Consider the following 26338-nt stretch of genomic DNA (forward strand, 5'->3'; position numbering starts at 1 on the left):
TGGGAAGTATACACGCGCCTTGGATATCAAAGGCACTACACTTACTACTCGAGATGAAAAAACTCAACTTATTATCGTATTGTAGATTATCTATGAATTTCGTCCTCAAGTATAATGGTCGGTAGTATCAACCATTATCGGAAGAGAGTCTATGGCTCGCAATCATCTATAAACGCACTATTTCTGCCAAGCACTAAGCAAGACCGACCTTATGCCGATGATGAACCGATTCAAGATTAGATGGTTTGTAAGGTGGTCCAGAGGATAGAACATATTCTATATTTATTTAAAATAATGTTCGCGAAACGAGTTATTGGCACTCTGTTGGCTACCATACTTTGATAATTTCTTAGCGATGCATATCAGCAGCTGCTAGATAAATGAAGAGGTTATGCTAATCAAATGGCCCGAATCTCTTTCGGTAGCTTCGAGCCATTTCGATCACCCCTCGTGAATCTTTACTAGCACATCCGTAGCCCATTTTTTCTCTGAATTGTGTACTTCGGCCGTATCTATCACTTTAGACATTTGCAGTAGCTGACTGTCCATTGACTGGTCAAAGTCGAACCATATATCTCTATGGGAACCGAAGCGCACTCTCCAGTAAGCGACACCCTGATCAAACTGGACTTTCAGTGTTTTACCACTTTCGAACTCTAGGTCTAGCTTACGATGATGTGGAATATCACGATTTGATTTCTTAATTACAACATCAACATTCTTACCAACCATTGCCGATATCCATTTATCTGCAAAGTATTGGAAGTCTTCTTCTTTGGCCCAGTTATCAAATGCTTTCTTCCCTTGAGTGTGGCTAATTTTAAATAACGTACAGATCTGAACGTTAGCACTTTCAGAAATAAGAACTCTCAAAGGCAAAAATAGCGCTCCTAGAATAGCGATCACTGCCGGGTTCTGAATATAACGATCCGAATAAGTAATCTTAATTATTTTTTCTGTTCCTAGTACTGTAGAAATGTTCGGATTCTGGTTACAAACAAACTCCCAAAAACGTTCCCCAAATGTTTGCAAAGAACCGTTGAGTTCATCTTGAATTTGCACATCCACTGCCCCAGTATCTGATGGAAAGTTTAAGCTCATTTTTTCCCATGATATGGCTGGCTGCAGTTTGGAAAGTACAACTAATTCATCGCTTTGATGCCAAGCTGAACCAGGGAGCATAGCAATTATACTTCGAGACGCCAAAGTATATATTTCACTTCCTATCGTCACTTGAGCTGCATACTTATGGCTGTGAGATGTTTTCTCATAGCCAATATTTATACCTATATCTGAGAAATTAGAAAGATCTTGAAGAATTTCTGTATCAGTGATGTCTGCAGGAATGATTAGATCAACCACCACGCCATCAGTCAGTACGTAGTTCTGTAACGCGCGTTTAAACTGAGGTGCCTGTATATCCCAATCAGCTACCTCATCTTTTGCGAACAATGTTAGCCTGGACGCACCTGAATTAATCAAGCGACGCAAGGCCGTCTCTATACTACCTGGCTCGTATTGGCCGTCAGATAAGGAAAGCTTATCTTCTTCTGGCAAGCAGATATACTGTGAAAAATCACTGCCTAACCAATCCAAAGCACTTTGTCGGTTTAAACTATTATAATCATGCCGTGTTTGTGAATCGATCAAGCATTCACTACATCCTGTTATACAATGAGCACAATGCAACTGGTCAACCATAGCGCGCAAAACACCCTCTATATAGAGGGGGGAGGTGGTCGCAAACCCAGCCCCACCACTAATCACATCATAAAGCTGAATTATACTGACAGCTTGACCATCATCCAGCTTGCTAGGCCGTGTTGCATAGCCGAGTTCAGATGCTGATACCCCCAAGGTTTCAGCGAGTGCAGAACGCAGAGCAACAGCCAAGGTCAAAGCAGTGTTCCTGCCTTCCGGTGTATCGGCCAGATACTCACCGCTAACAGGATTTCGTAGCATCAGCTCGAAGACATCAGTGGAGGAACGAGCACCTAGGCTAATATTAGCCATAATGCTACCACTGCCCCGGCAAGGTAGACGCTTATTTTGTTGATCCTTATCTTCTTTAGAAGGGCGTGGTGGGTAGTGCTCACCCGACGGCGATAGCTCAACAGGAAATTCATCCCTGGCTTTCATCGATTCAGCGCGGCCACAGCTCATACACAGTGCAAAACCTGCCCCATTCTCACCAGAGCTATGATGAAATACACGGCCATCAGCCCCATAAGCCATCGAGCCAAGGATAGGATTAGGTAATGGAGTCCGATCTGCATGTACGAAGACCCAAGATGTTTCAACTGGGATAAATTTTTGATGTTGAATGTTATTTGAAGCCGATTGGTACGCATCAGTCACAAAGCCTGCAGGCTGTATAACTCTACGTATGTTAGAGTACTTAATCGGCGCGGCGCATTTACTGTTGGTACACACCAACTCGGCTTTCTTTACTAACCCCTCTTCATAGCCTGACTGACCGCAGCCATCGCAGCGCCAAGCAACGTCTATTTTTTGAGCCTCTTTAGCATCCAAGTTCAGATTGTGCCAGTGTAGAGAAATGCCTGCCGACCTAAAGACGCGACCATCCAGAACAATTTCCGCACCCGGCGCATATTCACGAATAGCAATTGCTAGATTACGGGAAGGGAGTCCTTTGTAACGGGATACGCTATCCTCTCGATCACGTTTTACCTCGATCCCTCCCTTTTCACGCAGATAGTCTTCAATGGTAAAGTTGTCAAAATTAACTACATCAGTTGGAAATCCGTAACCCGGTAACCAAATACGGGCAGAAAGGTCACGCAATAAATACTCGTTACAGTGTCGGGTTTTCTCTATCTGCAGCCGCTTGAGGTATGAACCGCTCCCTTTAGCTTGTTGTTCCTCTTCTGACAAATAGCGGTATACAGTCAACCAGCGATCCTGCAACTTTTGAAGCGACTTCATTGATTCACGTCGTAGTTGATACGCTTCTACTCCCGCTAGTGCAGTACCCTTTACCAGAAACCCTATCGCTTTATCAATATCTGACGTAGAGTTGCCAAGTAATGCGATTAAACGATCGCACTGTGAAGGCCCCTTAGTGTCATCATAGAACCACTGCGTATTGAGACTGGTTTTTTCTTTCTGGGTCGGTCCGACCTGGTTGCACAGAAAATCAGACAACAGCAATGAGTTAACATGCCGCTGCACAAGTCGCCTAGAGTTCAAAGCTACAGCGGGTGCGGGGATTTTTGTATCGAAAGGCCAACTCGGATTTGCAAAAACTTGAAGATCATGTGGATTATTCTTACACAAGGTATAAGCAAATGCTCTGGACTCCTTGCTGCGTCCCGCACGACCCGCACGCTGCTGATAATTAGCTGGGTGTGGTGGCACATTGTTCATTACTACTGCCGATATGCCCCCAATATCCACACCCATTTCCATGGTGGTAGAACAATTCAGGACATTGATTTTTCCCTTCTTAAACATATCTTCATAAGAACCAAGACGCTCAGATGATTGCTGTGCCGAGTGCTCTGCGGTGCGGTAATAGAACCCACCCTCTACCGCACGGTCATTAATATCTGTCCATAAGTTTCTAGCACGTAGAGCACAGATTTCGGGGGCTTGCATAACCTGTTCCCGAATTCTAGTCAAGCCTGCAATAGCATTATCCTGTGAGCGATCAAACTTCCACACGTCAGGCATTTCAACCTGGTCGCAGACATATAACTTACGTTTTTCTTCCGTAAGCGTAGAGAAATTTATATGTGTTGGAAGGTATGGGGTAAAACCTTTAAAAGTTGTATCAAACAGCTTATTGGTCACTGGGCAAATGAATGCTTGGTCAATTAGGGAGAAAAAAATATGCTCCCGAGGCAGGGAGAACTGATTACCATCAGACTTTAAAGCAGACCCTGGCTGAGTTAATTGTAACCAAGCAGCTTTCAACCAGTCATTCACCAAGTCAGAATCAGAAGGATTGGAAGGGTTTAAGCCCGCTCCTAACGAAAGCAGCTTAATCAAGCGTTGAGAGTGGTTACCATTACGGATCTGCGGCCAGCGCTTGACTCGATTTTCATCTTTCTCTTTTGACTCTGGCGAGAGCAGTGCTTTTGAAGAAAAACGGCTACCGATCCAGTCTTTCCAGCCCTCATCAATTTGAATGTAGCTGTTCTCACGCACGTGAAAGTCCAACGCCACCTTTAAAAAATCTACCCAGTCCTGATGAGTTAAACCTTTCATCTCCCAGAGATTAGGTAACTTGTGCACTTTATCCAATCCTTGGTAACTGACTTTAATCAGTCCTTGCGTCTCCAAGCTGTTTTGCCTTTTCGGCCGTCGCATGAATTCGCGAAATAAAAGCATTTCAGCTAACTTATGCGGCCCATCAGTCTCCGCGAAAACTTCAGGTTTTTGATATTTATTAGCAAGCAGCATCGGCCCTTTCAGATCGTTACGTTGTTTCAGGTCATCAATTAGTTGCCTCCAAGGCAGGACAATGAGCTTAGTCCGTACTTCCCCCCCCGTAGCAGTAGCGAGCATTTCATTAAAATTTAAAACTTTGTCTTTTTCAACTTTTGCTTGCTCAAGTAACCCAAGCTGAATATACATATCAGCGTCTTCATTAGCTTTGGTTATGAGTTTTTCTATCATTTCCGGATTTAGGCCATCTGGTGCCTTCTGTTCTTCTACTTGGCTTCTCTGAAACCAACCAATACTCTCAACGACTAGACCACGCAATCTGCTTCGTTCAGCTTCCTGTTGCATACGCACGGACATACGAGCTGTACCCTGACGGCTATCAGTAAAGGTAATAAGCCTACGCCCTCTACCCGGCAAAGATTGAGGACCGGGAGCGGATTTGTCTTCCGGCTGAAAATCTTGGCAGTATTCAAGAACAGTAGGTACCGCATTTGCCACATAGAATGGACTTCCCAACATCGCTCGACGGAATGGTAACCCACCTTTGAAGCCACTATGACCGCAATTTTTGCGGCTGCATGTAATGTCGTGATCTATTAATCCAAGCTTAACCCCGCCATCTTGAGTGGCATTGAACTCCCCGGTTGTTTTTTCAAATTCATGTACGCTGTACCCTTTACTATCAGCTCTATCCGAACTAAGAACCAAAGGGATTATACTTACCCCTAAAGCAGATGTTAAAAGACCATCAGCTTCCAAATCGCTTGAAACCTCAGACTGAAGTGAAAACTCATCTCCAGTAGATCCATCCCATTGAATTAGCTTGTTCATTTTGTCCCGAGCCAACAAATGTGGCTCATTACAGTCATTACATAGCACCAGTTCAAAAACAGGGCTACCACAGCTGCAAGTTTGCCGCTGACTAACGTAGACATATCCGAAGGGCCAATCTTGCTGTAGTGGTGTACCTTGTTTTGCTGAACAGCTTTTATCGAAGCAGGCCCAGAGCCCTTGGGTGGTACGTTGGAATAAATGTGCGCGTAGCTTTAAGAAGGCAGGATCCTCTGCACTGGGTTGAGTACCGGTACACAGGTCTAGCCAACGTAACACCTCACCTTTACTGAGAGAGTGCTTACCACTCTGATTCAAGTGATCAACCAGTTCTGTCAGTTTTAAGGGTGTGGGGGAATTGACTAATAGGTCTCTCAAAGACCGTGCAATGGATGAGTGAACCAAAGCATCAAAGCACTCAGGATTCACTTCTGGCTGGTCTGTGTTGGTTGCTGGTATCTGCTCAAGAGTATCAAGCGAAGTCTGCCGTGACTGGCATACATCCAATTTAGGCTCTACGCGACGCCCCCCCAGAACATCGATCTGCTCGACCGGCACCCCAGATAGATCAGACAGAAACTGCTTCAACTGTTCTGCGGCTCCTTCCCCGGCAATAGTCGCAGAAGTAGCAACAAATCTGACCTCATTCGGCGTGACACCAAAGGCAGTCATCACTCGACGTAGTTGTAGGGCTAGCTCGGCAGCTTGAGAACCTACGTAGGTGTGAGCCTCGTCCAAAACAATCCAGCGCAACGACTTCTGCCGACGGGAGATTTGTACAATAGGCGCATCAACCTGACGTACCATCATGTATTCAAGCATTGTGCCGTTGGTGACCAAGATAGGTGCAGGCTCTTCGCGCATCAGCTCGCGGGACAATATTTCATTAGGATGCTGCTTCTGTTCAGTGCGTTTATTGGCTTTCAGCTCTTCGGTATTACCGTTATACAGGCAGTAACGGATTCCAGAACCAAAGCTTTGTGTCCAGGCATTTAAACGCTCACGCTGTGAGTTGATTAAAGCGTTAAGCGGGTAAAGAAACAGCGCCCGCACTCCAACCAATGGCTGATTACCGTTATGTTTATACTCTCGGTACAGATCATCCAGAATCGGAACCATAAAGCATTCTGTTTTACCTGAGCCGGTACCACTGGTAACAATCAAAGAACGTTTTTGCTGTAACAAGGACTGCCAGCTCGCTAACTGATGAGCAAAGGGTTTCCAGTCAGCACCAAAGCGGTAGCGTCCGTTATCCTTGTTATCGAGAGAATCCACCACTTCCCTGCTCAGCAGCTGCTGGCCATCGGCTAACTGAGCCATATTTACATCAGACTCTTCCCATCCAAAAGTCTGCTCGAACATAGGTGGAGCAAGGAAGGAACCTTCTTGATCACACTCATGATGCATGATGCCACTCAAATGCTCTCGTAGCCCTGCATCTGTGATACTAAGAACGCCCAAGGTGGCTTCGGCTGTACGGTATGCTGACTGTTCAATCAATGATGAAAAATAGTGTTTCATAACTCTTTATTTCCTTAACATCAATTAAAAACATTATTTAACAAACTATACTGGTAAACAGAATTAAACCATTTTGTATCAAAATTACGCACTTGCCGTAGAAAAAAAACTACCTCGGCGCTTTCTTCAAAAACTTCTGTAAAGCAGACCTTACCGCTAGCAACGGCTGCTGCAAAAACAGGCAGGTATACCACTGCATTGCGGAAGTCCATTTCTGGCTTGAAGGAGATCACCGAGTCAGATTGTGCTAGAGCCCATCGTTGTAAGCGTGCGCCTCCAAATTCTGGCCAAATTGCTTCACTACGGTCACGTATTAGCTCTTGATACCAGCAAGACACAACCGGCCTGAAAATCTCTAAAGGTAACTGACTCTTTGATCTTACTGTGGCGCCTAAAAGATAGTGCTGAACATTATCACCATATGCTGGAAAGCCCCCCCCCAATCGGACAAGCATCCGGCCAACCAAGGTTTCAGCAATTTCTTTGGCGACACCGTTTTCTTTCAGGAAAGCCTCAAACCGTCTTGCAGACGCCTGCATATCGCCGATTGGTAAAAACTCCCAAAGAATAGGAAATTCAGACTCGATTCGGCCAAGAAGCACTGGATCCATCTCAAATTTGAATAACGCCATGCACAGCGCTTTATGCCTCACCAAGGCTCTCCATACCTCAAATGTGGCGAGAGGTAGGTAGCCATAATTATCATACAAGGCACGCAAAAAGCTCCAACCACTGTGCATGGGGTTATTAGCCATAGCATCCAAAACCGGAGTGAACGAGCTGTCAGCCGAAGCATGATCGAACATCAGGACAGCCTTCTGCAAGCTTTGTGCTTCATCATGCTGGCTGTCAATTGTCCACGCACCAGTGATAAAGAATGGCCGAAACGACACAGCAGAATTTTTTTTAGGAACAACTAACCACGGACCATCGCGTTCAACCAAAGCAGGCAACTCAAACTCTCCTGTAGGTACTCCTTCGCTACGCCGGGAAGGTACAAGAACAGAGCTTCGCATCGGGTCATACAGCGACATAAGGACTGGCTCAGGCAAGACATCACACACATTTTTGAAGTTCCTTACTCTCAAGCCCTGGAAATCTTTTTCTACCTCTATCACAGTTGCATATCTTCTAATCCGATACATCTCATCCATACTATTGCCGAAAACTCGCATCTCTACCGTTTGATCAATTCCAGAATCAAGGGATAACAGATCAATAATTTGCTCGCGGATGCTAAATAAGCTTATTTCTATCGGCTTTTCATCCACAGTATAAGACCAGCTATAGCTAGCATTACGGGCTTTCTGCCCACGTAAAGTTAATTCTAGCTTGAACTTGGTTGGCACTCCACTCCGACCAAACAAATACAGCTTCACACCTAGCAGGTCATCAACACATATATCTCGATTTAGTAGGTGACCAAAGGAATCAAAAGCAATACAACCACAGCTTGGATATGGCAGTTCAATCGTAATAGGGTCCGCAATAAGACTAGGAGTGATCACAAGTGATAGATTTACCGGCGGGAGCCCATCTGCTGACAACCTCAGCTCTGTATAATCTTCACCTTTTATTTGTTTGGCCCGCACAGACTCTCCGACTATCTGGTAAAGGCAGCGTTGATTGGAATAAACAAAAATACTGCCCTCTCCAGGGGTATTACCACTACGTAATTCCAAGCGAAAGTCAGCTGGCAAAATGCCCACTTTACGCCGCAGTAACGTGTCTCCTTTAGTGTTACGCACAGACACATACTGAGTACCTAACACCTCCTGTAAGACACCGTGGCCAGGCAACATTCCCCCCACATAGAGCTGGCTTTCATGCCGATGTATACTGTCAGCAGTGTTCTGCCACTGCTCCTTGGGGAGCCCCAAAAATGTAAGAGAGGGCTTAGTTGTCCACTGTAACTGAGATCCATCTAGCTCGAGTCCTAGCACAGCGCCGGTCGAATGCCCTGTACGAACTCTGTATATCTCGTCGCAAGAGATTTCTAGCTCGGCCTTACCCTGTATTTTTATGGACCTTAAGGAGCAAAAACTAGGACCCTCGACAATATGGAGCTTGCTAACACTATCAGGCTCACTAAACTTACTGCCTCGTGGTAATACAACTATAAGCTCTTCATTCGCCATATTGAAGGAAGCTTGCCCGCACATTTTCCAGCTATCATTAGCCGGTACAAATCCAATTGGAACCTCGCCAAGAGCAATAGTGCTAGAATTAATAGGTATCGATGCGATAATTGAACCGCCTGCCATAGCAACTAGGCTCAGAGGTGTGTTTGGATCTCTGCGCTTACCCAAAATCTCTCGCTGACGCACCCTAACTTTGGCGGTGTTGTTATCCACTACTGCATAGCAAGGACCAAGTATTGCTATCGTATTACCTGCTTCGACCAACACTAGTTCAAACCGTGTCGTAGACGGCTGTGACGTTAATTCAAAGATCACTTCATCCGGCATAGACACCTGTACCTTGAGCACTTCTGGCTGGGATTCGTTCCAGAAATGTCGGCACGCCCAGTCTCCCGTAGCTTTTCGCCGCCGCTTCCCCTCTACTGTTGCAGTATTAAGTAGGCTATTGAGCAGGTTATTACCGGTCTGATTATCTAGAGGTAGCGGAAAAAGCTCACGCCACCTAGGATTTTTTACATCAAGCAAGGCAACCGGTTCATTTTCTTGCTCCAGACAATAGTTTCGCACCAGCGTCAATAATTGGTCTGCCATTCGTGCGATCAGCTCGACTGAAGCCGGCGAGGAGAAAACTTGGGGCAAGTTGCTGGCTTCAAGTATTCTCTCCACCTGTTGGGCCGTGCTATAGCCCATTAGATGCCATTGATCATGCTGCTTTAATACTCGGTCAAACAGAGCATAAAAGCGGCTTCCTTCTTCGCGCAGCACCTGAAACGGCAATCCGCCCTCTGCAAATAAAGAGCCTAAAAAATTACGCCGGTCCGACTCGTAAAAATGAATCGGACGCTTCCAGTAATCCTCTAAACCTCTAGGAACCACTTTTCTCAATTCTATCGGTGAAAGACTATAACCCAGCACGTTCCAGATAGGATCCCAGCTCCACCCATACTCACCTAGGTACTCACGCCGGTACCACTCTGAGCAAAAAAGAACGAAGCAAGCACAACCGGCCCTATCCTTTACAGCCATATCAAAACTTCCAAGCTGAACCAGCAGTTTCTGAAGCCCGAGGTACTCTTCGTAACTGCAATGATACTCATAGAGCCCGCGCTGATCAGGGTGCTTGCTCCCCCTACGTTGTAGAAAGTCGGTTAGCCAAGTCGAGCATTTATAGACTGATTGCGACATGATTATCACCCTTTGAGAGTTGCCGAGTCCTGTATAATTAACCACCATTAGGGGAATAATTCAGACCGTTTACTTTGTCATTCTGCATGGCAGCTATCTGCACTTAATGATGCAGCGCCTTACGAGGTGTATATTTTTTACAGCCCAGAATAGTGATTGTTTAGTAATAGATGAACATATACATTATTGAGCGTGGATACAAATATCAAAAGCACCACCCGCGGCATTCGAAACTCCTAAATACTCCCGTAAAACATATGACTGGTGCTCGATAGCTGGGTCACCTCGGGAGCAGTCATTCAACTTCTCGATCGTCTTGTTTAGCTTTGCATTACTGACCTCCAGATAGTCCGTTCCCTTTGTAAAGTACTGAAGAATCAAGCAATCGGTGTTTTCGTTAGTCTCTTTCTGGCTAGCGCAAGAGGAACCACATAATATATCACTACTGACAAAATCTTGGCGAATGCTTCATAGTCAGCGAATTACGAGCAGAATTACAAATCTACGGTCAGATCATCTGTTATATTATCCCGCTGTGAGCTAGAGAAACATACGACCAAGAGGAAGCAGCTTCGACGCTCTACCAGCCTGGCTAACCCCCTATTACGTATACGCCTCCCGGTGCCCGGTGTATTATATTATTTATGGTTGACGCATATGCCAAAAGAGGACATCAGCGATCTGTCCTAATACAGCCTTACATCATGGTATACATGAATCTTGTATTATTGAGTTTAGATAATCTATTAGTAGATCATGCTCTTCTTCACTTTGGTCGACAAAGCAGTGAGGATAATGACACTGGGCCACTTACTTATATCAAGTGGTCCTAAGTGATAGACTTAATCTATAATATCTAGGTGCTACGACGAATACAGATACAAGGAAATCAATTTTTCAACTTCATCATCTTCCTTACCACAGACGGCTGGCTGATCCCTGCCCTCTTGGCTATCGCATAAGTGCTCGGCAGCTCGGCTGCCATCTCGCGTAGCCATTGTGCTTCGATGCGTGCCAAACCTTCCTTGAGCGTTTCGTTGGGGCCGAGTTTGGGTATTGGCATGGCTACCGCCCCCTCAGCGGCAGGCTCTGAGAGAGAATTGGGACTATGAGAGTTATCGGCAGTGGTAAAACTATCATTAACGCCTATTCCATTAGATTTTTCATTACTGAAGCCAAATGAATTGCCTAGTCCATTAGCGTTATTCGTGGAACAAGTGTTGAGCAGTGTTTTCACTGAGTCGCTGTCGATGACATCACTTGGGGCGCTGAGCCAGGCGCGTTCCAGCCAGTTTTCCAGTTCGCGGATATTGCCGAGCCAGTCCTGGCGCATGAGGACGGGCCATAGGGTAGCGTCGAGGAGTTTGCGGCGACTGTGACGTTGATTGAGGCGTGAGAGGTGTTGCTCTATCAGGGCGGGAATGTCTTCGCGGCGTTCGCGCAGCGGGGGCAGGCTGACGGGGAGCACATTGATGCGGTAGTAGAGGTCGAGGCGGAATTGTCCCTGCTCCACGCGGGCGGCGAGGTCTTGATTGGTGGCGACGACCAGTCGGAAGTCGGCGCGGCGGGTGGTGGTGTCGCCCAGGCGGGTGATCATTCCGTCCTGAATCACCTTGAGCAGCTTGGTCTGGGTGGCGAGCGGCAGCTCACCGATTTCATCCAGAAACAGGGTGCCGCCTTCGGCCTGTTCCATCAGGCCCGCCTTGCCGCGATTGCCCGCGCCGGTGAAGGCACCGGCTTGATAGCCGAACATCTCGGACTCGAACAGGCTTTCGGGGATGGCGCCACAGTTCACCTCGATGAAGGGGCCGTCGGCGCGTTGGCTCCAGCGATGCAGTTGATGGGCGAAGGCCGTCTTGCCGACCCCGGATTCGCCCAGCATCAGTACCGTGGCGTTGGTGGGCGCGACCCGCTTGAGCAGCAGCGCTATCTCCCGCATCACGGGGCTTTTGACCTGTAGCTCGCCCAGTTCCAGCGCGGCGTCTTCGCATTCCGCCTGCTCGCGCGCGGCCTGCTCGCACAGGGCACGCCCCTGCTGCTGCGCGTCATGGGTGGTCTGCTCGGCACCGGAGCGCGCACTCCCCACCGCCCCCCAATCACTTTCCCCCGCACTCCCCCCGCCCAGCTCACTGCCCCGCGAGTTGCGCCGCAGGTGATCCGTGAAGCGCTGCTGGAGCACGGCATATTCCTGCTGCAGCAGCTGGATATCGGTGAGATCCATCGAGCGGCTGACCACGCACTCGAGCTTGCCCGCGACGAATACCGGATGCGCCTGCGCCACCACTCGCCGTCCAGTGGCGGTGAGCTGCATCATCTGCAGCGTTCGCCCCGTGCGCAGCACCTCCAGGCTGATGGAGGGCTTGAGCACCCCGCTGGCTTCCAGGTCATGCACGTTGGCGGCACACAGCGCCTCACGCGTCATGCCATAGACCGCCGCGGCGCCGGGGCTGACATCCAGCACCTGGCCATCCGCGCTCACCACGAAATAGTGGTCATGGGCGGTGTCGATGATGGTCTTGAGAATCTGGTGGTCGAGCTCTGACATGGCGGGCACCTCATGGTCGAGCCTGTGAATCGGGGCGGGGCTATCTATCAGGTCTTTCCAGCACTTCTTTTTACCGGCTCTTTCTTGCACGTCTTTCAAGAGGTGCTTTTGACGACAGCGCACTACCTGACAGTGCGCTGCAAGTACTGCGCTAAAAGACACTCTCGATGATGCCTGAATGTGATCCACAAATGAATCGACGATCCATTTTTGAATCGGTATTAGCGGAAGAGTGATCCACAAATGAATCACTCGACAACCACCTCTTTAAAAAATCCAATAAAATCAATCGTCTGAAAATTGGCATGGTTACTGCAATGCTGGGGTATGCGCCAAGGAAGATCGCCGGCTTTCATGACACCGTCCGGCCAGGCGATCAGGCGAACCATCACAATACCCCGCTCGTCGTCAGAGAATTACGAGCGACTCAAGACCCTGGAGAGACAGATGAGCGAATTCAATCAGCCACTGGGCGGCAACGACATGCCACGTTTCGGCGGCCCGGCCACCATGATGCGCCTGCCGGCTCAGGAAACCGCAGAAGGCCTGGATGCCGCCTTCATCGGCATTCCGCTGGACATCGGTACCTCCAACCGTCCGGGCGCGCGCCTCGGCCCGCGTCAGATCCGTGATGAATCGCGCATGCTGCGCCCCTACAACATGGCCACCCGCGCCGCGCCCTTCGACAGCCTGCAGGTGGCGGACATCGGCGATGTGCCGATCAACACCTTCCACCTGCCCAAGAGCATGGACATCATCGAGAAATTCTACGATGAAGTGCTCAGACACGATTGCGTGCCGCTCACCCTGGGCGGTGACCACACCGTCACCCTGCCGGTGCTGCGCGCCATCGCCAAGAAGCACGGGCCAGTCGGTCTGATCCACATCGATGCCCACGCCGACGTGAATGACCACATGTTCGGCGAGCCCATCGCCCACGGCACGCCGATTCGTCGCGCCCAGGAAGAAGGCCTGCTCGACAGCCACCGCGTGGTGCAGATCGGCCTGCGTGGCACCGGCTACTCCGCCGATGACTTCGACTGGTGCCGTCAGCAGGGCTTCCGCGTGGAAACCGCCGAGATGTGCTGGTTCAAGTCACTCGCCCCGCTGATGGCCGAAGTGCGTGACATGATGGGCGATCGCCCGGTGTACATCACCTTCGACATCGACGGACTGGACCCCTCCGTCGCCCCCGGCACCGGCACCGTGGAAGCCGGCGGCCTGACCATGCCCCAGGGCATGGAAATCGTGCGCGGCGCACGTGGCCTCAATATCGTCGGCGGTGACCTGATGGAAGTCTCCCCACCCTACGACACCAGCGGCAACACCGCGCTGATGGGCGCGACCCTGCTCTACGAGATGCTCTGCGTACTGCCGGGCGTGCAACAGCGCGACTGAGTCGCACCGCGCCTCCATAGCCAGTGAAAGACCCCGCCGGAGGGCGGGTCGCGTGCCAGGGGCCTGTCCCGTCCCTGGCACGTGAAGAATCCCCCGCGAAGACGGCATGTCGCATGCCGAATGACCGATCAGAGCCTGACCATTACAACAAGATCAAGGTGACCCGAATGACAACCAGCATCGACCCGACGGCGGAGCACGCACCGTCCCAGCATGACTCCGCGTCTGACTCCGCCGCGACCCCAGCGGCCCGCCCGAAGAAGGACCTGATCGCCACCCGCCCGGTGCCGCTCACGGCCAGGGGGCTGATGAAATTCCTGGTGCCGTCACTGCTCGGCGTCAGCTTCTTCCTGGTGCCGTTCAGCGTTGGCGACACCATCAACATCGGCATGGGCCTGATGGCCGATTGGCTCAAGGCCACGCTCGGCAGCGCCTTGCCCGCCATCGCCGTCGCGGTGCTGTGTCTGTCGGTGATCCTCACCGGCTTCGTCAAGCTCGCCAAGCCGAACTGGGCACGTCAGGGCGCAGCGCATGAGCTGTTCGATGTCGCGCCGGTGTGGTTTGCCATGCGCGCCCTCGGCGCCATCTTCGCGCTGATGACCTACTTCCAGTGGGGGCCAACCGCCGTCACCGCGGCCTTCACCGGCGGCGTGATGCTCAATGATCTCGCCCCTGTCCTGCTGACCTTCTTCTTCTTCGCGGCCATTCTGCTGCCGCTGCTGGTGGACTTCGGCTTCATGGAATTCATCGGCAGTCTGGTGCGCCGTCCGTTCCGCGCCATCTTCAATCTGCCGGGACGCAGTGCCATCGATGCCACCGCTTCATGGATGGGCTCCGGCACCGTCGGCGTGCTGATCACCACCCAGCAGTACGAGCAGGGCTTCTACAGCAAGCGCGAAGCGGCGGTGATCGCCACCAACTTCTCGGTAGTCTCGATCGCCTTCGCGTTGCTGGTCACCAGCTTCATGAACATCAATCACCTGTTCGTGCCCTTCTATCTGACCGTCGTCATCGCGGGCCTGATCGCCGCCGTCATCGTGCCGCGTCTGCCGCCGCTGTCGCGCAAGCGTGATGACTACCATGAGCCGGTCGGCTGTCAGATCAGTGAAGAGAACCAGAGCGACTGTGGCGTGCTGCGCTACTCACTCGGGATGGCCGTCGCGCGCGCCGAGCATGCCCCGGGCCCGCTCAAGCTGGTGAAATCGGCCGGTTTCAACGTGGCGGACATCTTCCTCGGTCTGCTGCCGGTGGTGATCGCCATCGGGACCGTGGCGCTGATGCTGGCCGAGTTCACGCCGGTCTTCACCTGGCTCTCCTACCCGATGATTCCGCTGCTGGAACTGCTGCAGATTCCCCACGCGGCAGAGGCAGCCCCGGCGACGCTGGTCGGCTTTGCCGACATGTTCCTGCCGGCGGTGCTGGCCAAGGACATCGACAGCGAACTGACCCGCTTCGTGATCGCCTGCCTGTCCCTGACCCAGTTGATCTACATGTCCGAGATCGGTGCCCTGCTGCTCAAGTCGAAGATTCCGCTCAAGATCTGGGAACTGGTGGCCATCTTCGTGCTGCGCACGCTGATCACCCTGCCGATCATCGCCGGTATCGCCCACGTCTTCGTATTCTGAGCCGAGGCCAGCACGCCGCAAGAGCGCTGTGCCACCACCAGCCTCCTGTGCCTGGACTCCTGTGCCTGGACTCCTGTGCCTGGACTCCTGTTCCTTGGACTCCTTTTCCTCATGACTTCCGGGGGCGCCACGGCGCTCCCGTCTGCCGGATAGCCTGCCATGACCTGTGCTGAACTCCTGATCCGACTGCTGCGTGACACCTACGGCGTCGATACCGTCTTCGGTATTCCCGGCGTACATACCGTCGAACTCTACCGGGGCCTGGAGCCCGACGCTGATCCCGCTGCGCGCACCATTCGCCACGTCACCCCGCGCCATGAACAGGGCGCCGGCTTCATGGCCGATGGCTATGCCCGCAGCACCGGCAAGCCCGGAGTGTGCTTCATCATCACCGGCCCGGGGATGACCAACATCACCACCGCGATGGGCCAGGCGCTGGCCGACTCCATCCCGATGCTGGTGATCTCCAGCGTCAATCGCTCCGACACCCTCGGGCGGGGCCAGGGGCGTCTGCATGAACTGCCCAGCCAGCAGCAGCTGGTCTCTGGCGTGGCGCGCTTCAGCCACACCCTGCTCGACCCGTCCGCGCTGCCGGAAGTGCTGGCCCGTGCCTTTGCGCTGTTCGAGGGTGCCCGCCCCGGCCCGGTGCATCTCGAGATTCCCATCGACCTGTTCAATGCCGAGATTCCACTGCCTGCCGGTCGCACCACCCATGACGTCTCGCGCTCACGCATCGGGCGTCTCGCGCCGGACCCGGCGCTGATCGACGAGGCCGTGGCCCTTCTGACAGGCGCCGAGCGCCCGCTGGTACTGCTGGGCGGTGGCTGTGTCGCCGCGCCTGAGGCCGCGCGTCAACTGGTGGAGGCCCTCGATGCCCCCACCGTCACCACCATCAATGCCAAGGGCCTGCTCGGCGGCGCCCACCCGCTGGATCTCGGCGCCAATGCCGCACTGCCTGCGGTACGCGAGCTGGCGCGCGACGCCGATGTGGTGCTGGCGATCGGCACCGAGCTTGGCGAGACCGATTACGACGTGGTGTTCGATGATGGCTTCGTGATCGGCGGAGAGTTGATCCGCATCGATATCGACCCCGAGCAGCTGGCGCGCAATCATTCGGCCGCGCTGGGTATCGTCGCCGATGCCGGCCTGGCGCTGGAGACGCTCGTCGATCGTCTGGCTGACCTCAAGGGCAACCCGAAAGGCACAGGTCGCGGCGCGCAGATCACCGCCGCGACACTGGAAGCCCTCGCCCTGCCGACCGACCCGGCCTTCGCGCCCTACGTGCCGCTGTTCGACACTCTGCAACACGCATTGCCAGAGGCCATCTGGGTCGGCGATTCCTGCGCGACGGTCTACGCAGCCAACCACCTGCTCAGCCAGCCGGCACCGCGCCGCTACTTCAATGCCTCCACCGGCTACGGCACGCTCGGCTACGGCCTGCCCGCCGCGATGGGCGCGACCCTGGGCCGCCCGGACCTGCCGGTGATCGCGCTGGTCGGCGATGGCGGCATCATGTTCACGCTGTCGGAACTCGCCTGCGCGGTGGAAGAACAGCTGCCGGTCGTCATCGTGCTGTGGCACAACCAGGGCTATGAGGAGATTCGCCGCTTCATGGACAACGCCGGCGTCACGCGCCTGGGCGTCGACATCCAGGCCCCCGACTTCCAGCTGCTGGCCCGCGGCTTCGGCTGTGCCGCCGTCGCCATCGATTCCCCCCAGGCACTGCAGGTCGCCTTGGACGAGCGCGACGCTAGCGCCCCGCTGCTGGTGGAAATCGACGCGGCCGGGTGGCATGCCGCCGTCTCGCCCTGATGACACCTGACGCTGGTGGCGGCGCCGAACGCCGTAAACCAGCGTCCCTGACATAGCCTCCAACAGAGAGCGCCACGCCCCTGCGAGCCTGAACGCCAGACAGTCACTCATTCGAAGCCATAACCACAACAACAAACATGAGACTACTGACATGTCATTCCTGACCAGATTCATCGGCAAGGACACCCTGAGTCATCAGCAGAACAAGAGCCTGGGTGCGCTTGGCACCATGGCGTTGTGGCTGGGGGCCAACGTGGTCGTGACCACGATCCTGACCGGCATGCTGCTGGTACCTGACCTGACCTTCTCCACCGCCATCGGCAGCATTCTGATCGGCTCGCTGATTGGCGCCATCCCGCTGTTGCTGGTGGGCCTGATGGGACAACGTACCGGCCTGACCAGCATGGTGCTGACCCGACGCGCCTATGGACCATCGGGCAGCAAGCTGATCTCGCTCATCAACATGGGCGTGCTGATCGCCTGGAGCTGGATCCAGGCGCTGCTGGCCGGCATGAGTCTGGACTACGCCATCAGTGAGATGACGGGATATTCCAACCTGCCGTTGATGACCGTGGCGTGTGAGGTCATCGTCGTGATGATCGTGCTGCGCGGCCATCTGGGCATCGAGCGGGTGGAGCGCTGGGCGGCACTGGCGATGGGCGGTCTGGCAGCGCTGGTCATCTATCAGCTGAACCATCACTACGATCTCACCACCCTGATCGATATTCCTCAGGAATCCCGCAATGGCATCACCCTGGGCATCGCTTTCGATATCGTGATCGCCACGGCGTTCTCCTGGATTTCCTCCTCGGCCGATTACAACCGCAACTGCAAGAGCGGCAAGATCGCGATCTGGGCGACCTATGCCGGGTATGTGCTCGCGGCATTGATCGCCATGGGTCTGGGCGCTGCGGTTTCCGGTCTTTCCGTACTCAACGGCCTGGAACAGACCTATGATCCCACTCGTCTGCTCTCAGGATTCGGGTTCGGGCTGCCTGCCGCGTTGGTCATCTTCTTCTCCGTCATGACCACCAACGTGATGGCCGTCTACAGCGCTACGCTGTCCTGCATGAACGTGGCCCCTAAGATGAGCTTCTGGAAGCCGGCATTGATCATCGGCGTGGTGACCGTCTTCGGCGCGCTGATCCCCGGGATTCTCGATCAGTTCCAGAACTTCCTGCTCATCATCGGAGCACTGTTCATTCCGGCCTTCGCGGTCATGATCGCGGACTACTATCTGGTGGGTACCCAGGGCTATGACGCGTCACTGCTGGAAGCGACGCATCAGGTGGGCCGCAAGACGTCCGGCGTCGCCATCGGGGCTTACCTGATGGGCGCCGCACTCGCCGCCTACTGGACTCTCGTTTCACCTCTTGCCTTCGGTGCCTCTCTGCCGGTCTTCCTGATCACCGGGGGGCTCTACTGGCTGGGCACTGCGCTGCTGACACAGCACGAAGACAACAGTGCCGACCTTGCCGCCCGCCCCGCCACTCTGCCGACGGACCGTGCCGCATGAGACTTTGCATCGCACAGACAGACCCGATTCGCGGCGATATCAGACGCAATCTGGAGACGCTAGACCGCCTGTGCGAGCAGGCGGTACTAGCCGGGGCGGATCTCCTGGCTCTTCCCGAGCTGGCACTGACCGGCTACAACATCTTCGCGCAACTCGACGTCCTGGCCGACGACGGCACCCTGCAACGCCAGGTGGCAGAGCTGGCGCGCCGCCACGGGCTCTTTCTCCTGTTCGGCGTCGCACAACGCCACGTCGACGGCAGCCTGAGAAATTCAGCGGTGCTGATCGGAGAGGATGGTACGACTCTGGCCAGCTATCACAAACGCCACCTGTGGGATGAGGAGGCACGCCATTTCACTCCGGGAGAGGCACTGTGCGTCGTGGAGACACGCCTGGGGAGGCTGGGATTGATGATCTGTTATGACAATGAATTCCCGGAGATGGCGCGAGCGCTGGCACAGTCAGGCGCCCAGGTGATTCTTTCGCCGACCGCCAACATGCTGCCGAATGCGGAGCGTCAGATACTGCAGATCCGGGCCCGCGCCATCGACAATCAATGCTTCGTCGCCTGTATCAATCGCGCAGGCCGCGAGGATAATCTCCACTATTGCGGGCACAGCCTGGTCGCGGGGCCTGATGGCGAAGTCATTGGCCAGCTGGGCACGCAGACTGGCACGCTGATGATAGATATCGATCTACAGCAGATTGCCGAAAGCCAGCGACATCAGCACTACCTGAAAGATCTGCGTCCGCCGACGAGACCCCAGTCATGACACATTTCTCACTTCCACGGGGCAATGCTGAGCACTGGTACCGGACACGTCGCCTGAGTGATGACATCACGTTGATCGATGAACCGGGGATCAAGCCCTTCTATCGCTGCAACATCTGGCACGTGCGTGGCCGAGATCGCGATCTCGTCGTCGATTTCGGGCTGGGGGCGGTGCCATTGCGACAGCAGGTCGCCTTGCTGGCAGAGCGTGACATCACGGCGATCGCCAGCCACTGCCATTTCGACCACATCGGGGCGGCGCATGAATTCGGCTGCTGCCATGTGCACGCGGCGGAAGCCGGTATCCTGGCCGCACCGGACAATCAACACACCCTGGCCGACCTGTTCCTGGACAATGAGATGTTCGACATCCTGCCGCCTGCCCCCTATACGCATACCAGATATCGCATCACAGCACCCGCCAGCATCGCCGAGGTAGAAGATGGTGATGTGATTGACCTGGGAGGTCGCACTTTCACGGTATTGCATACCCCGGGCCACTCGCCAGGCGGACTGGCACTCTGGGAGTCACGGACCGGCACCCTGATATCAGGCGACGTCATCTATGACGGCGAGCTCATCGAGGATGCCTACCACAGCGATCTCGATGACTACACAAAGAGCCTCAGACGCCTGCGCGAGTTACCGGTGAGGACGGTGCATGGAGGACACTTCCCAAGTTTCTCGGGGGAACGCCTGCACACCCTCATCGATCAATGGCTCAGAGGTCATCAGCGCTGAGTCACTTTCGTCTTCACGACAACTCGCATCACTTCATTCCAGAAATTCTCAGGCCAGAACCATCAATGCAAGGAACTCCCATGTCAGCTACCTCATTGCACAAGCTCGATCAGCAGTTCATCAACAACGAGTGGGTCAAGTCCCACGGCGAGCGCCGTCTGGCGGTCACCAATCCTTTCGAGGAAACCGTCATCGCCGAGGTGACGGCGGGGGATGCGCGTGATGTGGAGGCCGCCGTCACGGCGGCTGCCAATGCCTTCGAGGGCTGGCAGGCACTGAGTGGCGCCGAGCGTGCGGTCTATCTGGAGGCCTTCGCCGAGGGGCTGACATCTCGCCGGGAAGCGCTGGTGGAGATGTCGTGCCGCAACAACGGCAAGATTCGCGCCGAGGCCGAGATCGATCTCGATGACGCCATCGGCTGCTACCGCTATTACGCCGAGCAGGCACGCGCGCTGGATGCCCGTCAGGGCGCGGTGGTAGCGCATGATGTCGAAGGCTATGCGGCGCACAGCTATCAGGAACCGGCCGGCGTGGTGGGGTTGATCACGCCGTGGAACTTCCCGCTGGTCACCAGTGCCTGGAAGGTCGCGCCGGCGCTCGCCGCGGGCTGCACCCTGGTGATCAAGCCGTCTGAAGTGACGCCGCTGCCGGAACAGGTGATGGCCGAGATCGCACTGGAAGCCGGACTGCCGGCAGGCGTGTTCAACCTGCTGCACGGCGATGGCGAGGGCATCGGCGCGCCGCTGACGCGTCATCCGCGCATCGACAAGATCTCCTTCACCGGCAGCAACGTGGTCGGCGAGAAGGTCATGCAGGCGGCGGCCTGCGGTACGCGTGGGGTGTCGCTGGAACTGGGCGGCAAGTCAGCGATCATCGTGCTGGAAGATGCCGACATCGACGACGCCGCTGACTGGGTGATGGCCGGCATCTACTTCAATGCCGGGCAGATCTGCTCCGCCACCTCGCGCCTGCTGGTGCATGAGGCCATCGCCGATGACCTGCACACCGCGCTTGCCAGTCGTATCGATGCACTGGTGCTGGGTGACCCGCTGGACGCCGCGACCCAGATGGGACCGATGACCAGCGCCCGCCAACGTGACACCGTGCTGGGCTATCTCAATGTGGCGCGCGAGGAAGGTCTGACGGCGCTGCGCGATGACACTCATCGCAGCCTGCCGACCAAGGGCTACTTCGTGGCGCCGACGCTTTACACCGATGTCCCGGTGGAGAGCCGTCTGTGGCGTGAGGAGATCTTCGGGCCGGTGCTGTGCTCACGTCGCGTGGCGGATGAGGCCGAGGCGATTCGCCTCGCCAACGACAGCGATTTCGGGCTGGTGGCCACGGTGGTCAGCGGTGATGCCAGGCGCGCCCAGCGAGTCGGCCGCCGTCTGCGCGCAGGCGTGGTGTGGTACAACAGCGAGCAGCTGCCGCTGGTACAGGCCAGCTGGGGTGGCTTCAAGCGCAGCGGCATCGGCCGTGAACTGGGCCCGTGGGGCCTGGCGGGCTATCTGGAGGTCAAGCACATCATCGGGCCGGTACTTGACTGAACGTATTGGCTGAGCGTCTTGCCTGATCAGATGACGAAAACGCCCCGCCTCGGCAATCCCCGAGGCGGGGCGTTTTCATTCACCTTTTTACTTCACCACTTTTCCTTTGCGGCTTCCCTTCACGGCTTTCCCATGAAACCAGCGCCTTCTCCTATCAGCCGGCCGCCGCCGTCTGGCTGACCCCATCCCGTGCGCAGCACTGGCCACAATGGCTGCCGTGGATGCTCAGCGCCTGCCAGGCATCGAAGGTGCTCAGATAGATCTCGCCGCCGAGATTGACCGGCAGTTCAGAGCGCTTGAGGCGGTCCATCACCGGGCCCTTCACTTCGCTCAGATGCAGCGACACCCCGGCTGCCGTCAGGCGTTCATTGATGACTTCCAGACTTTCCAGCGCGGAGGCATCGATCAGGTTGACCGCCTGGCAGGCCAGCACCAGATGCCTGAGCGACGGCTGCTGTGCCACCAGCGCCAGCACGGTGTCTTCCAGATAGCGCGCATTGGCGAAATACAGGCTCTCATCGATGCGCAGTATCGCCAGCTCCGGGTCGGTCTCGACCTCATGTCGCTCGACATTGCGAAAGTGCTCACTGCCCGGCACGCGTCCGACCAGCGCACTGTGCGGCTGGCTGGTGCGCTTGAGATAGAGCCCCAGTGACACGAGGATGCCGACGATGATGCCGCTCTCCACCCCCTGCACGAGGGTGATGATCAGCGTGATCATCAGGGCCGCCCCATCGCCCTTCGAGTAGCGGAAGGTGCGCTTGATCGCCGCGAGGTCGATCAGACTGCTGGTGGCGACGATGATGATGGCCGCCAGCGTCGCGCGTGGCAGCCACGCCAGCCAGTCCGTCAACCACAGACTGGCGAGCAGAATGCCGATGGCCGTGAAGGCCCCCGCCAGTGGCGTGGCTGCCCCGGCATCGAAGTTGACCACCGAGCGCGACAGCCCGCCCGAGATCGGCATGCCGCCGCTGACGCCTGCGCCCATGTTGGAGAGCCCCAGCGCGATCAGCTCCTTGTCGGGGTCGATGCGCTGACGCCGACGCGCGGCGAGGGTCTGGGCCAGTGCCAGCGACTCGACGAAGCCGACCACGCTGATCAGCAGCGCCGACACCAGCAGTCCCGACCAGTCATTGCTGACAAGGGACGGCAGGCTCAGGGTGGGCAAGCCGCCGGGCACGCTGCCGACCAGTGCCATGCCCTGCTCGCCAAGCCGCAGCCCCCAGGCCAGCAGACTGGACAGGATGACGGCGAGGATCGGCGTGGTCTTGCACAGCATGCCCGCTGCGCTCTCACTCATCCCGAGGGCCATCAGGCCCTGCTTGAGATGACGACGCGCCAGCGTCAGGGCGGTCCAGCAGCCCAGCCCGAGGGCCAGTGTCGGCCAATGCACGCCGGCCCCTTGCGGCAATGACAGCCACGACTCCCCCATCTCGAGCAGATTGCCGCCACTCAGGCGCAGGCCGCTCATGGGCCCGAGCTGGCTGGCGATGATCAGGACACCGGAGGCCGTCATGAACCCGGAGATCACCGGGTGGCTGATGAAATTCACCAGCGCCCCCAACCGCAACAGCCCCATCGCCACCAGCATGGCACCGGAGATGAGCGCCAGCAGCAGCGCAGCCGCGAGCATCTCGGGCGTCGAGAGCGCGGCACCATCGGCACCGCTCATGCCTGCGATGGCAGACGCCGTCATCAACGAGATGATCGCCACCGGCCCGACAGCCAGCGTGCTGCTGGTGCCGAACAGCGCATACAGCACCAGCGGCAACATGCTGGCATACAGGCCGACCTGCGCCGGCAGCCCCGCCAGCAGCGCATAGGCGAGTGCCTGCGGCACCAGCATGACACTGACGATCACCGCCGCCAGCAGATCTCGCCCGAGACTCTGGCGATCATACTGGGCAAGCCAACCCGCCAGCGGCAGCCAGCGGGCCAGCGCGCCGCGCGAGCGGGCGTGGGTCAGCTCGGACGGCTCAGACATCGCGTGACGCCGGACGCGCCAGCCACTCATGGCCCTTGAGCATCAGGTTCCAGTAGATGAACGGCAGGCCACGTGCCTTGAGCTGCCAGGCCAGGCGCGTCGGACGGGTACCGTCATTGAGCCACTTGGGGAAGGTCGGCTGCAGCTCACCGCCGTAGCCGAATTCCGCCAGCACGATGCGTCCGTTCTCCACCGTCAATGGACAGGAGCCATAGCCACGATAGCCCGCCGCCAGCGAGTCGCCGGCCAGGGTCGCGAGCAGATTCTCCACCACCACCGGCGCCTGCTTGCGCACGGCCGCGGCGGTCTTGGCGTTCGAGGTACCGCTGATATCCCCCAGTCCGAAGATGTCGGGATGGGTGATGTGCTGCAGGGTCTCGGGTTCAAGCTCCAGCCAGCCAGCGGCGTTGGCAAGCCCCGAGTCCTTGATCAAGGCCGGCGCCTTCTGGGGCGGTACCACATGCAGCATGTCGAAGGACTGCTCGACGATCTGCGGCTCACCGCCTTCCTCGGCCGCCGCCACCTCGAAGCGCGCCGTCTGCGCTTCCCCATCCACGGCGATCAGACGCTGATGGAACTGCACCTCGATGCCATAGCCCTTCACAGCCTCTTCCAGCGCAGGCACATAGGCCGGCACGCCGAACATCACGCCCCCGGCGTTGTGGAAGGTGACCTCCAGCTGACCGAGCACATCTTCACGCTGCCAGTGATCGCAGGACAGGTACATCGCCTTCTGGGGGGCGCCGGCACACTTGATCGGCATCGGTGGCTGGGTGAACAGCGCACGACCGCTGCGCAGGGACTGCACCAGCTGCCAGGTATAAGGCGCGAGATCATAACGGTAATTGGAGGTGACGCCATTCTTGCCCAAGGTCTCTTCGAGGCCTTCGATGGCCGCCCAGTCCAGCTCAAGCCCGATGGCCACCACCAGACGCTCATAGCGAAGCTTGCGCCCATCCCCCAACGTGACCTCATGCGCGTCCGCGTCGATGCCCACCACGGACTCGCGATACCAGTGCACGCCCTTGGGCATCACCGTGGACATCGGCCGGCGAGTGGACTCCGGGGTGAAGATCCCGCCGCCGACCATCGTCCAGCCCGGCTGATAGCTGTGCTGCTCCGATGGCTCGACGATGGCGATATCCATGCCGGCCTGACGCTTGAGCAGGCTGGCTGCCACGGCAATCCCGCCGGCCCCTCCTCCCAGAATCACCACCTTGTGGGCATTGGGGGGCACCGTGACGGTCGTCTCGCCCCTGGTTGCTGGTGACGGTGATGAGGCTGAATCGCTGGCGGGATTGTTCATCCGTGACTCCTTGAAAAGAAAATTGGCATAGAAACGTAAGAAGTCTACGTCATTTATTTACCTGTGCAGGCGGCGAGGGTCAGAAACGATTGAGCGGAATCTTGAGATAGGCCTGATCATTGGCGTCCTGAGGCGGCATCTGGCCGGCCCGCATGTTGACCTGGACCGCCGGCAGCATCAGGCGCGGCATGCCAAGCCCGGCATCGCGCTTCGAACGCATGGCCACGAAGGCCGCTTCATCGACTCCGGTGTGCACGTGGATGTTGTGCTTACGCTGCTCCCCGACCGTGGTCTCACAACAGAAGCCCTCGCGCCCTTCGGCGGAATAGTCGTGACACAGGTACAGGCGGGTGCTGTCAGGCAGCGCCAGCACCTTGTGGATCGAGCGGTACAGGGTGCGCGCATCACCGCCGGGGAAGTCACAGCGCGCGGTGCCGTAATCGGGCATGAACAGCGTATCGCCGACGAAGACGGCGTCTCCGATCACATAGCTCACGCAGGCCGGCGTATGGCCCGGAGTATGCAGAACGCGGCATTCAAGCCCGCCGATGGCCAGGCTGTCGCCCTCTTCCAGCAAGCGGTCGAACTGACGTCCGTCACGCGCGAAACCCGCCTCGGCCGCGAAGATGTCCGCAAAGATGTCCTGCACCTCACGGATACGTGCCCCGATCGCCAGCTGGCAATCAAGCTTGTCTTTCAGGTAGGCGGCGGCCGACAGGTGGTCGGCATGGACGTGGGTCTCGAGAATCCATTCCACCTCCAGCGACTCGTCCGCGATGTGGGCCAGCAGGGCATCCGCCGACTGCGTGGTGGTACGGGCTGCGGGGTAATCGAAATCCAGTACCGGATCAATGATCGCGCAACGCCGGGAGTGCGGGTCACGCACCAGATGCGTGAAGGTATTGCTGTCTTCGTCGAAGAAGCTCTCGACATGGGGCTGCAGTGTCGGGGTTGCCATCCTTCGGCCTCCTGAGTCAATCAAGGGTGAATGGACCTCAGCCTAC

Annotated in this window: 14 protein-coding genes; 7 read left to right on the top strand and 7 right to left on the bottom strand. The window is 56.1% G+C overall.

Going from position 1 to position 26338, the window contains the following annotated elements; translation table 11 throughout:
- Positions 1-441: 441 nt before the first annotated feature.
- From HXS65_RS12400 to HXS65_RS12420, 4 genes are all read right to left on the bottom strand, one after another.
- Complete coding sequence (locus HXS65_RS12400) at positions 442-6762, bottom strand: DEAD/DEAH box helicase (protein WP_176493994.1); 6321 nt, start codon at positions 6760-6762, stop codon at positions 442-444.
- A 20-nt stretch (positions 6763-6782) separates the two neighbouring features.
- On the bottom strand, positions 6783-10136 hold the full coding sequence (locus HXS65_RS12405) for an STY4851/ECs_5259 family protein (RefSeq protein WP_308483184.1): 3354 nt from the start codon (positions 10134-10136) through the stop codon (positions 6783-6785).
- Between the two features lie 841 nt (positions 10137-10977).
- Positions 10978-12633 (bottom strand): sigma-54-dependent Fis family transcriptional regulator, encoded by a 1656-nt coding sequence (locus tag HXS65_RS12410; protein WP_255304506.1) that lies wholly within the window; start codon positions 12631-12633, stop codon positions 10978-10980.
- A gap of 248 nt (positions 12634-12881) precedes the next feature.
- Positions 12882-13022: a hypothetical protein gene (locus HXS65_RS12420; RefSeq protein WP_176493996.1), complete on the bottom strand. Its 141-nt coding sequence runs from the start codon at positions 13020-13022 to the stop codon at positions 12882-12884.
- 58 nt (positions 13023-13080) lie between these two features.
- On the opposite strand from HXS65_RS12420, the gene speB reads away from it, so the two are divergent.
- The 7 genes from speB (at position 13081) to HXS65_RS12455 (ending at position 22044) form a co-directional block, all read left to right on the top strand.
- Complete coding sequence (gene speB, locus HXS65_RS12425; RefSeq protein ID WP_176493997.1) at positions 13081-14031, top strand: agmatinase; 951 nt, start codon at positions 13081-13083, stop codon at positions 14029-14031.
- 308 nt (positions 14032-14339) lie between these two features.
- Positions 14340-15656: a YjiH family protein gene (locus HXS65_RS12430; RefSeq protein ID WP_176494050.1), complete on the top strand. Its 1317-nt coding sequence runs from the start codon at positions 14340-14342 to the stop codon at positions 15654-15656.
- A gap of 159 nt (positions 15657-15815) precedes the next feature.
- The gene (locus tag HXS65_RS12435) at positions 15816-17468 is read left to right on the top strand and encodes a 5-guanidino-2-oxopentanoate decarboxylase (protein WP_176493998.1); all 1653 of its coding nucleotides are present in this window, start codon (positions 15816-15818) and stop codon (positions 17466-17468) included.
- A 151-nt stretch (positions 17469-17619) separates the two neighbouring features.
- Positions 17620-18984: a cytosine permease gene (locus HXS65_RS12440; protein ID WP_176493999.1), complete on the top strand. Its 1365-nt coding sequence runs from the start codon at positions 17620-17622 to the stop codon at positions 18982-18984.
- On the top strand, positions 18981-19757 hold the full coding sequence (locus HXS65_RS12445) for a carbon-nitrogen hydrolase family protein (protein ID WP_176494000.1): 777 nt from the start codon (positions 18981-18983) through the stop codon (positions 19755-19757). Before HXS65_RS12440 ends, HXS65_RS12445 begins: the two co-directional genes overlap by 4 nt.
- Positions 19754-20497, top strand: coding sequence for an MBL fold metallo-hydrolase (locus tag HXS65_RS12450; RefSeq protein ID WP_176494001.1), 744 nt, complete (start codon positions 19754-19756; stop codon positions 20495-20497). The genes HXS65_RS12445 and HXS65_RS12450 overlap by 4 nt, the downstream gene beginning before the upstream one ends.
- An 80-nt stretch (positions 20498-20577) precedes the next feature.
- Positions 20578-22044 (top strand): aldehyde dehydrogenase family protein, encoded by a 1467-nt coding sequence (locus tag HXS65_RS12455; protein WP_176494002.1) that lies wholly within the window; start codon positions 20578-20580, stop codon positions 22042-22044.
- 154 nt (positions 22045-22198) lie between these two features.
- On the opposite strand, the gene HXS65_RS12460 is transcribed toward HXS65_RS12455, so the two are convergent.
- The 3 genes from HXS65_RS12460 to HXS65_RS12470 all read right to left on the bottom strand — a co-directional run bounded on the left by HXS65_RS12460 (position 22199) and on the right by HXS65_RS12470 (position 26292).
- A complete protein-coding gene (locus HXS65_RS12460) occupies positions 22199-24028 on the bottom strand; it encodes a SulP family inorganic anion transporter (RefSeq protein WP_176494003.1) in 1830 nt (609 codons plus the stop codon).
- Complete coding sequence (locus tag HXS65_RS12465) at positions 24021-25334, bottom strand: FAD/NAD(P)-binding oxidoreductase (protein ID WP_176494004.1); 1314 nt, start codon at positions 25332-25334, stop codon at positions 24021-24023. The genes HXS65_RS12460 and HXS65_RS12465 overlap by 8 nt, the downstream gene beginning before the upstream one ends.
- A gap of 79 nt (positions 25335-25413) precedes the next feature.
- Positions 25414-26292, bottom strand: a complete 879-nt coding sequence (locus tag HXS65_RS12470; RefSeq protein WP_176494005.1) for an MBL fold metallo-hydrolase — start codon at positions 26290-26292, stop codon at positions 25414-25416.
- Positions 26293-26338 lie beyond the last annotated feature (46 nt).

Source organism: Cobetia sp. 5-25-4-2 (assembly GCF_013374075.1).
GTDB lineage: Bacteria > Pseudomonadota > Gammaproteobacteria > Pseudomonadales > Halomonadaceae > Cobetia > Cobetia marina.

Excerpts from the sequence above, each read along its gene's own strand:
- HXS65_RS12470 (WP_176494005.1), bottom strand. The coding sequence starts at position 26,292 with ATGGCAACCCCGACACTGCAGCCCCATGTCGAGAGCTTCTTCGACGAA.
- HXS65_RS12445 (WP_176494000.1), top strand. The coding sequence starts at position 18,981 with ATGAGACTTTGCATCGCACAGACAGACCCGATTCGCGGCGATATCAGA.
- HXS65_RS12435 (WP_176493998.1), top strand. The coding sequence starts at position 15,816 with ATGACCTGTGCTGAACTCCTGATCCGACTGCTGCGTGACACCTACGGC.
- HXS65_RS12430 (WP_176494050.1), top strand. The coding sequence starts at position 14,340 with ATGAAATTCCTGGTGCCGTCACTGCTCGGCGTCAGCTTCTTCCTGGTG.
- HXS65_RS12400 (WP_176493994.1), bottom strand. The coding sequence starts at position 6,762 with ATGAAACACTATTTTTCATCATTGATTGAACAGTCAGCATACCGTACA.
- HXS65_RS12465 (WP_176494004.1), bottom strand. The coding sequence starts at position 25,334 with ATGAACAATCCCGCCAGCGATTCAGCCTCATCACCGTCACCAGCAACC.
- HXS65_RS12455 (WP_176494002.1), top strand. The coding sequence starts at position 20,578 with ATGTCAGCTACCTCATTGCACAAGCTCGATCAGCAGTTCATCAACAAC.
- speB (WP_176493997.1), top strand. The coding sequence starts at position 13,081 with ATGAGCGAATTCAATCAGCCACTGGGCGGCAACGACATGCCACGTTTC.
- HXS65_RS12410 (WP_255304506.1), bottom strand. The coding sequence starts at position 12,633 with ATGTCAGAGCTCGACCACCAGATTCTCAAGACCATCATCGACACCGCC.
- HXS65_RS12405 (WP_308483184.1), bottom strand. The coding sequence starts at position 10,136 with ATGGTGGTTAATTATACAGGACTCGGCAACTCTCAAAGGGTGATAATC.
- HXS65_RS12460 (WP_176494003.1), bottom strand. The coding sequence starts at position 24,028 with ATGTCTGAGCCGTCCGAGCTGACCCACGCCCGCTCGCGCGGCGCGCTG.
- HXS65_RS12420 (WP_176493996.1), bottom strand. The coding sequence starts at position 13,022 with ATGGTTCGCCTGATCGCCTGGCCGGACGGTGTCATGAAAGCCGGCGAT.
- HXS65_RS12450 (WP_176494001.1), top strand. The coding sequence starts at position 19,754 with ATGACACATTTCTCACTTCCACGGGGCAATGCTGAGCACTGGTACCGG.
- HXS65_RS12440 (WP_176493999.1), top strand. The coding sequence starts at position 17,620 with ATGTCATTCCTGACCAGATTCATCGGCAAGGACACCCTGAGTCATCAG.